The following is an 8,491-nucleotide window of genomic DNA, read 5'->3' on the forward strand; positions in this document are numbered from 1 at the left end:
CCCAGCCTACTGTCCCGATATGCCCCCCGCCGCCCTCATGGGCGTACGGCCGGGGAAGGGAACGAAGGTGGCCGCGTAGAGGGCCGTCGCCGTCGCGAGGACGGCGAAGCTGGGGGGCGTGCGGGGGAGGGCGTAGCTGAGGGCGAGGCCGGTCCACATCTCGGTGACGGCGAGGGCGGCGGACAGGGCCAGGGCGGGGAAGGGGCGGGCGGTGAGGCGTTGGGCGGCGCCCGCGGGAGCGGCGAGGAGGCCGAGGATCAGCAGGGACCCGACGGCCTGGGTGGCCTCGGCCGCGCACGCTCCGGCCAGCGCGAGGAAGACGAAGCCCAGCAGCCGTACGGGTACGCCGCGGGCCGCGGCCACCGCCTGGTCGACGGTGGCGAACAGCAGCGGCCGGGCCACGGCCAGCACGGCGGCGCAGATCCCGGCCCCGACCAGGGCCGCGGTGAGCGCCTGCCCGGCGGACAGGCCGAAGAGCGAGCCGAACAGGACGTTGACCCCGGCGCCGCCGTTCCCGGCGCTGCGCGAGGTCGTGTAGAGGGTCAGGAAGAAGACGCCGAGCCCGAGGACCCACGAGAAGACGCTGCCGATGGCCACGTCGTCGGCCAGGCCCTGGCCCTGGCCCTGGTCCCGGCCTCGGCCGCCGAGCACCCCGAGCAGCAACGCGACGCCGATCGTCGCCGCGTACAGGCCGATCCGCAGGTCGTAGCCGAGCGCGAGCGCGCCCAGGGCGCCGGTGAAGGCGACGTGGCTGAGCGCGTCCCCGGTGAAGACCTGCGCGCGCAGCACCATGAAGTACCCGGTCAGACCCGCGGCGGCGGCGATGGCGGTGCCCGCGAGCAGGGCGTGCTGGAAGAAGGGGTGGCCGAACGGGGCGGTCCAGACGAGAGCGGCGGAGTTCACGCAGGGTCACCCGCCGGGAGCCGGGTTCGTGCGGTACGGAGGGGGCGGCGGGCGGCGGCGAGGCGGGCCAGCGCGTACCCGCAGAAGGCGAACGTCGTGACGTAGAAGCCGATCGGGTACGGCGAGTAGTACGCGACCGTGAGCCCGAGCCAGGTCACCGCGACGGCGAAGGCCACGGACAGCAGCAGGCTCAGGCCGGGCCGCGCGGTGAGCGCCTGCGCGGTGGCGGCGGGCATCACGAGCAGCGCGAACACCAGCAGCGTGCCGGTGATCTGACTGGTCTCGGCCGCCGCGACGCCCAGCGTCACGAGGAAGGCCGTGCCCAGCAGCCGTACCGGTACGCCCCGCCCAGCCGCCACCTCGGGGTCGACCGACGCGAACAGCAACGGCCGTCCGACGGCGGCGAGTACGGCCAGCGCCGCGCCCGCGACCGCGAGCAGCAGCCACACCTGCCCGGTGGTGATGCCGAGGAAGCTGCCGAACAGCAGCGACGTCACCCCGCCCAGCAGCCCCTTGTAGAGCGCGGTGAACAGGAACCCGCAGGCCAGCAGGAACGCCTGGACGGTGCCGGTGAGCGCGGTCTCCGCGCCGTCCGCGTCCCGCCCGGCGCGCGGAACCGTCGCGATGACGAGCGCGGCGGCGACGCAGAAGGCGAAGTAGCCGTAGGCCGCGCTCACCCCGACCAGCGTCGCCCCGGCCGCGCCGGGGAAGCCGACCACCGCGAGCGTGTGCCCGGCGAAGCTCTGCCGCCGCAGCACCATGAACCAGCCGGTCACGGCCGCCGCGACGGCCACGACCGTGCCCGCGCGGAAGGCGTTCACCATGAAGGGGTACGCCCACATCTGCCGCACGTCGGTCAGCGGATTCCACGACCAGCCCGCGTACGCGTCCCCCAACGTCCGCATCAGCGGGCGCCGTTGGGCGTGCGCGAGACATCCGCGTGCCGGTCGCCGTGCTGCGCCGGCGCCTCCGGCCGGCCGACCACGACCAGCCGTCCGTCCGACGTGCGCAGCACCTCGATCGGCGTGCCGTACAGCCGGCTCAGCGTCGCGGTGGTGATGACGTCGGCGGGCCGCCCCGCGACGGCGCCGCCCTCGGCGAGGTAGACCACCCGGTCGAGCCGGGACAGGATCGGGTTGACGTCGTGCGCGACCATCACCACCGTGACGCCCTCCTCCCGGCAGATCCGGCCGATGAGCGCGGCGACCGCCGCCTGGTTGGGCAGGTCGAGGCTGTCCAACGGCTCGTCCAGCAGCAGCAGTTCGGGCCGTCGTACCAACGCCTGGGCGATCAGCAGCCGTTGCTGCTCACCGCCGGAGCACTGCCCGACCGGCCGGTGCGCGTACGCGGTGGCGCCGACCAACTCAACGACCTCCGCCACCCGTTGACGTGCCGCCGCGCGGTCGGCGCCCCACGGCAGCGGGATGCCCCAGCGGTCGCCGTCCCAGCCGAGCCGGACGATGTCGGCGCCGCGCATCCGCAGCGAGGCGTCGAAGCTGCGCCGCTGCGGCAGATAGCCGACCCGGTGCCCGGACTTCCCCGGCTCCGCGCCCAGCACCCGCACTTCTCCGCCCGCGATCGGCAGCACCCCGAGCAGCACCTGGAGCAGGGTGGACTTGCCGACCCCGTTCGGCCCGAGCACGGCCACGAACTCCCCGGCGCCGACGTCCAGTTCGACGCCCGACCACAGCGTGCGCCCGCCGACCCGCACGGCGGCGCCGCGCAGCGCGATCACCTGGGCCCGCGGCTGCGAGGGCGGGCGCACGGCCGTCACTTCCCGGTGGCCTTGGCCAGCGCCTGCTGGAGCCCCCGCAACTGCCGTACCTGCCAGTCCTGGAAGGACGCCCCGGCCGGTGTCAGCGTCTCGGTCACGGTCGCCACGGGAATTCCCGCCGCCTGGGCGGCCTTGACCTGCTGCTGTACGTCCGGCGTCGCGTTCTGGCTGTTGTAGACGTAGACCTTGATCTGCCTGCCCTTGATCTGCCGGTCGATCAGCGCCTTGTCGCGCGCTGTCGGGTCGGTGCCCTCGCTGATCGCGCTGAGGAAGGAGTACGGCGTGAGCGTCTTGAGCCCGAGCCCGTCGGCGAGCGGGCTGACGATGGACTCCGAGGCCCCGATCGGCGTCCCCGCGTACGTCGCCTTGATACCGGATATGAGCTGCTCGTACGGCGCGAGCGTCGTCGTCTCGAAGGTGTTCTTCAGCGCGTCGAAGTCGGCCGCGTCCGCCGGGTTGAGCTTCTTGTAGTCCGCCGTGATCCGCTCGATCACCTGGTGCACGTCGTCCGGCGAGTACCAACGGTGCGGATTGCCGCCGGGTTTGACCCCGACCAGGTCGCCCACCGTGAGGTCCGTACGCCCGGCCGCCGGATTCGCCGCGAGCAACTTGCCGGCCCACGCGTCGTATCCGACCCCGTTCACGATCGCGTAGCGCGCCCCGGCGACGGTACGGGCGTCCGCGGCGGTCGGCTCGTAGTCGTGCGGGTCGGCGTCGGGGTTGTTGATGATGCTGGTCACCTTGACGTGCCCGCCGCCGAGTTGGGACGCGACGCTGCCCCAGAAGTTCTCCGCGGCCACCACCTGGATCGTCCCCCCGCCCCCCTTCCCCGACGAACCGGCCGAGGCCGGAGCGTTCTTGCCGTCGTCCGATGGCGAGGAGGTGGAGCAGGCGGTGAGGCTCAGCGCGGCGGCCAGCGCCGTGACGGCTCCGAGGGCGAGCCGGGGCGACCGGCGGGGCAGGGTGACGTTCATGGCGGTCACGCTAGATGGAAATGACTTTCAAAACCATCCTCCCGAGTCTAGATATGACAATCATTACCATCTCTTGACCGCGCGGGCTCGCGCGGCTCACGGTCCAGGACGTCAGGCGGGCCGGGGCGCGTCCTCGGACGGCAGCAGGAGGGTGAAGCGGGCCGGGGACGCGGCGGCGAGGCCGAGCCGTCCGCCCGCCGCCTCCGCGAGTTCCGCGGCGAGGGCGAGGCCGATGCCCTGGCCGGTCCCCGTGGTGCAGCCCCGGTCGAAGAGGGCTCTGGGCGGGAGGGCCACGGTGCCCTCGTCGGTGACGTCGAGGGCGAGGGTGCCGCCGAGGTCGCGCAGCCGGACGGCGACGGTGCCGCGGCCGTGCTTGCGGGCGTTGTCGAGGAGGACGTCGAGGATCTGGGCGGTGGTACGGCGCGGGAGCGGCAGACCGGCGGTGCCCGGGTCGTGGCCGATGTCCAGGCGGCGGCCGTCGCGGGCGAGGGCGCCGTGCCAGCGGCGTTCCGCGGCGTCGAGGAGTTCGGCGGCGGGCCCGGCCGACTCGCGGGCCGCGGCGGCCGGTTCCGCCTTCGCCAGCCGCAGCACCTCGTCGATGGTGTCGTCCAGGTGCCGGGTCTGCTCCAGCGCCTCGGCGAGCGCGCGCCGCAGGCCGGCGTCCGGCGCCGACAGGGCCGACTCCAGGCCGAGTTGGAGGCCGGTCAGCGGTGTGCGGAGCTGATGGGAGGCGTTGGCGGTGAAGTGCCGCTCGTGCTGGAGGCGTTGGGCCAGCCGCCGGACCATCGCGTTCTGGGTGTCGGCCACTTGGTCGATCTCCGCGATCCCGCAGGGCGCCGCGCGCGCCGTCAGATCGCCCTCGGCCACCGCCCGCGAGGTCCGCGACAGGGACTCCAGCGGCGCGGTCAGCGCGCGCGCCTGCCGCCGGGCGACGAGTACGGCCACGCCCAGCGAGAAGAGCGCCGCCCCCAGCAGGACCGCCCACGCGAGCAGCACCCTGTTGCGGACGGTCTGTACGCCGGTCGAGGTGCGCACCACCCCGATGACCCGCTCGCCGCTCGACACGGGCACGGCGACGACGATGTCGTGACCGGTCCGCTCCGTGACGGTGCCCGAGGAGGCCGCGTGGCGGGTCGCCGCGTCGGCGACGGCCGGTCCGCTGCCGGTCCGCAGCCGCGACGTCATGTCGTAGACGCCGAGCCGCCCGTCGGACTGCCCCGGCGGCAGTTCCACCGGGTCGCCCGCCGCGAACCCCGGCCCGACCCGTACCGCCGCCGCCAGCGCGTCCCGCTCCAACTCGCCGCGCTCGTCGGCGAAGAAGGACGCCCTGATCGCGACGGCCAGCGGCACGGCGAGCAGAACGAGCGCGACGAGCACGGCCATGACGGCCACGCGGGCCACACGCTGCCTCATCGAAGCGCCCTCACGGGATGGCTCCTCGCGCGGTGCGGGCCCGCGTCCCACGGGGCCGGGGCCGTGGTCCCCGGGTGTGTGCCGTGCCGCGTCGGCGCCCCGCGTCGCTCCGTCATGCCGTTCATCATGGCCCGCGAGGGGGCGGAATCCGGGTGGCCGGTGCGCGGCGCGGTGCCGTCCGCGGGGGGCGGCGACCGCTTTTGCCGTCCTCTAACCCGCCTCGGGCCGTCCTCTAACCCGCCGCTGCCTAGCGTCGCGGACAGGGTCGGCCGCCAACGGTTCGGCCCGCCTCATTCGTGAAGGCCACGAGATTCGCGAAGGCCACGACATCCGTGAAGGGCACCACGACCATGCGACGCACTCTTCTCCTGTCCACGGCGGTGGCCGCCGCCGCCCTGACCGTCACCGCGCTGACCGGCTGCGGCGGCAACGGCGGCGCCAAGGCGAGTTCGAAGGCGAGCGGCGGCGGTACGGCCGGTACGGCTGGTACGTCGGCCGGCACCGGCGCGCCGGAGAACAACCCGGCGGGCGACATCCCCGACAACCAGGCGTACGTCGTCTACGCCCCGGCGGGGCAGGGCTTCTCGGTCAAGGTCCCCGAGGGCTGGGCGCGTACGGACGCGGCGTCCTCGGTCACCTTCACCGACAAGCTCAACCGGATCACCGTCGCCCCCGGCACGGCGGGTACCGCCCCCACCCCGCGGTCGGTGACGGCCCGGGTCGTACCGGCTCTGAAGGGTCAAGTGCCGGGCTTCGCGGGGGAGAAGGCGAGTACGGTCCCGCGGCGGGCGGGTTCCGTGGTGCTGCTGACGTACCGGGGCGACACCGCGCCCGACCCCGTCACCGGCAAGGCCGTGCACGACGCCTTCGAGCGGTACGCGTTCTTCCGCGGCGGGCAGGAGGTCGATCTGACGCTGTCGGGGCCGGTCGGCGCCGACAACGTCGATCCGTGGCGGATCGTCACCGACTCCTTCACCTGGCAGTGACGGTGACAACCGCCCCCGGGTCCGACTCCGGGTCGGACTCCGGACCCGCCCCCGGACCCGCCCCCGAGCCCGGCCGCGCGCTCGAAGCACGGGACCTCTACCGCTTCTTCCGCGCGGGTGATGAGGAGACGCTGGCGCTGCGCGGGGTCTCGCTCGACGTGGACTTCGGCGAGACCGTCGCCGTCGTCGGCCCCTCCGGCTCCGGCAAGTCCACCCTCCTGGCGTGCCTCGCCGGTCTCGACGAACCCGACGGCGGTGTCGTACGCGTCGGCGGCGAGCGCGTCAGCCACCGCTCCGAGGCCGAACGCGCCCGCGTCCGCGCCCGCCGGATCGGCGTGCTCCTCCAGTCCGGCAACCTCGTCTCCCACCTCGACGTCCGCGCCAACATCCGGCTCGCCCGTATCGCCGCCCGAGGCGCCTCCGCCTCCGCCCTGGCCCCGGCCTCCGCCGCCGACATCGACGACCTCCTGGACCACGTCGGCCTCGGCCACCGCGCCCGCGCCCTGCCGCAGGAGCTGGCCGGCGGCGAACTCGCCCGCGCCGGACTCGCCGTCGCCCTCGCCAACGACCCCGACATCCTTCTCGCCGACGAACCCACCGGCGAACTCGACGGCGCCACGGAACAGCGCGTTCTCGCCCTGCTGCGCACCCGCGCCGCCGCGGGACGCGGCGTCCTCCTCGTCACCCACAGCCCCGAAGCCCTCCGCGTCGCCGACCGCGTTCTGACCCTCCACGACGGAAGGCTCATCCCATGACCGCCCGCGAACTCCTCGCCCGCTGCGAGGACGCCGCCCGGACGTACGGGCGCGGACCGGCGGCCGTCGTCGCCGTGCACGGGGCCGACTGCCAGGTCCTGAGCGGAGACCGGATCGCGGTCACCGGCCCTTCGGGCTCGGGCAAGTCGACGCTGCTGCATCTGCTGGCGGGTCTCGAACGGCCCACCAGCGGCCGGGTGAGCTGGCCGGGGCTCGGCGACGCGGCGGACACCGCCCGCCGGATCGGCGTCGTCTTCCAGGGACCGAGCCTCATCCCGGCGCTCGACGTGGCCGAGAACGCCGAACTGCCGCTGGTGCTGGCCGGGTTGCCGCAAGAGCAGGCGCGGCACCGCGCCATGGAGGCGCTGCTGCTGGTCGGCGCGGCCGGGCTGGCGGCGAAGCTGCCGGAGGAGCTGTCCGGCGGACAGGCCCAACGCGTCGCCGTCGCACGCGTGTTGGCGCTGCGCCCCCGGCTCATCCTGGCTGACGAGCCCACCGGCCAGCTCGACCGCGCCAGCGGTCAGCACGTCGTGGACGTCCTGCTCGCGGCGGCCGACGGCATCGGCGCCGCCGTGGTCATCACCACCCACGACCCGGCGGTCGCCCGCCGCCTGAACAGCCAATGGGCCATGCACGAAGGCCGGTTGCTCCCCGCGCCGGCCCCCGATCCCCGTTCCGGCCCCGGAACGCCCGCCCCCGATCCCCGTTCCGGGGCTCCCAGCTCCCCCCAGGCGGAGCCGACACCTCTTGGAGACGAGCGATGATCCTCATCTGGGCGGGCGCGCTGGTGCGGCGCCGGACGGGGCGGCTGGCGGCCACGGCGCTGGGGATCGCCCTGGCGGTGGGGCTGGTGGCGGCGCTCGGGTCGTTTCTGACGGCGTCGAAGTCCACGATGACCGACCGGGCGGTCCGGTCGGTGGCGGTGGACTGGCAGGTGGAGGTGCGACAAGGCGCCGACCCGGCAGCGGTGTTGAGGGACGTACGGGCGCAGGGCGCGGTACGGGCCGCGCTGCCCGTGGGCTTCGCGCGCAGCACCGGCTTCCGCGCCACGGCGGGCGGCAGCACGCAGACCACAGGACCCGGCGTCGTACTCGGCCTGCCCGACGGATACCGGGAGGCGTTCCCCGGCGCGATACGGCAGTTGAACGGTACGGCCTCCGGCGTGCTGATCGCGCAGCAGACCGCGGCGAATCTGCACGTGTCACCGGGTGACCCGCTCACCATCGGCCTTCCGGGCGCGCAGCCGCAAACCGTACGGGTCGCCGGAGTCGTCGACCTGCCGCAGGCCGATTCGCTGTTCCAGAAGGTCGGCGCGCCCGCGCAGTCGCAGCCGGTCGCGCCGCCCGACAACGTGGTGCTGCTGCCCGAGGCCCGCTTCGACACGCTCACCGCGCCCGCGGCGGCCGTCGACCCCGCCGCCGTCACGCGGCAGATCCATGTGGCGCGCGACGCGCGGCTCCCCGCGGACCCGGCAGCCGCGTACAGCCGGGTCGTCGCCGCCGCGCACAATCTGGAGGCGCGTACGTCCGGCGGCGCGGTCGTCGGCGACAATCTGGGCGCCGCCCTGGACGCGGCACGGCAGGACGCGCTCTACGCGCAGATCCTGTTCCTCTTCCTCGGCGTGCCGGGCGCGCTGCTCGCCGCGCTGCTGACGGCGGCGGTGGCGGGCGCCGCGGCGGGCCGCAG

At 74.6% G+C, this 8,491-nt stretch carries 9 protein-coding genes; 4 read left to right on the forward strand and 5 right to left on the reverse strand.

What is annotated here, in order from left to right; translation table 11 throughout:
- Positions 1-6 precede the first annotated feature (6 nt).
- The 5 genes from BGM09_RS17765 to BGM09_RS17785 form a co-directional block, all read right to left on the reverse strand.
- Positions 7-903, reverse strand: a complete 897-nt coding sequence (locus tag BGM09_RS17765) for a metal ABC transporter permease (RefSeq protein WP_188282587.1) — start codon at positions 901-903, stop codon at positions 7-9.
- Complete coding sequence (locus tag BGM09_RS17770) at positions 900-1,808, reverse strand: metal ABC transporter permease (RefSeq protein ID WP_188282588.1); 909 nt, start codon at positions 1,806-1,808, stop codon at positions 900-902. The genes BGM09_RS17765 and BGM09_RS17770 overlap by 4 nt, the downstream gene beginning before the upstream one ends.
- Entirely contained in the window at positions 1,808-2,677 is an 870-nt protein-coding gene (locus BGM09_RS17775) for a metal ABC transporter ATP-binding protein (RefSeq protein WP_317452752.1), read from the reverse strand. The genes BGM09_RS17770 and BGM09_RS17775 overlap by 1 nt, the downstream gene beginning before the upstream one ends.
- A complete protein-coding gene (locus BGM09_RS17780) occupies positions 2,674-3,651 on the reverse strand; it encodes a metal ABC transporter solute-binding protein, Zn/Mn family (RefSeq protein ID WP_188282589.1) in 978 nt (325 codons plus the stop codon). Before BGM09_RS17780 ends, BGM09_RS17775 begins: the two co-directional genes overlap by 4 nt.
- A gap of 111 nt (positions 3,652-3,762) precedes the next feature.
- Positions 3,763-5,064 (reverse strand): sensor histidine kinase, encoded by a 1,302-nt coding sequence (locus BGM09_RS17785; RefSeq protein ID WP_188282590.1) that lies wholly within the window; start codon positions 5,062-5,064, stop codon positions 3,763-3,765.
- A gap of 350 nt (positions 5,065-5,414) precedes the next feature.
- On the opposite strand from BGM09_RS17785, the gene BGM09_RS17790 reads away from it, so the two are divergent.
- The 4 genes from BGM09_RS17790 to BGM09_RS17805 all read left to right on the forward strand — a co-directional run.
- Entirely contained in the window at positions 5,415-6,050 is a 636-nt protein-coding gene (locus BGM09_RS17790; protein WP_188282591.1) for a hypothetical protein, read from the forward strand.
- A 2-nt stretch (positions 6,051-6,052) separates the two neighbouring features.
- Entirely contained in the window at positions 6,053-6,805 is a 753-nt protein-coding gene (locus BGM09_RS17795) for an ABC transporter ATP-binding protein (protein ID WP_188282592.1), read from the forward strand.
- Complete coding sequence (locus tag BGM09_RS17800; RefSeq protein ID WP_188282593.1) at positions 6,802-7,569, forward strand: ABC transporter ATP-binding protein; 768 nt, start codon at positions 6,802-6,804, stop codon at positions 7,567-7,569. Before BGM09_RS17795 ends, BGM09_RS17800 begins: the two co-directional genes overlap by 4 nt.
- On the forward strand, positions 7,566-8,491 hold a 926-nt coding region (locus BGM09_RS17805; protein ID WP_188282594.1), incomplete at its 3' end, for an ABC transporter permease. The genes BGM09_RS17800 and BGM09_RS17805, both read left to right, overlap by 4 nt.

The sequence above is a fragment of the Streptomyces sp. CBMA29 genome (genome assembly GCF_014596445.1).
Taxonomy (GTDB): Bacteria; Actinomycetota; Actinomycetes; order Streptomycetales; family Streptomycetaceae; genus Actinacidiphila.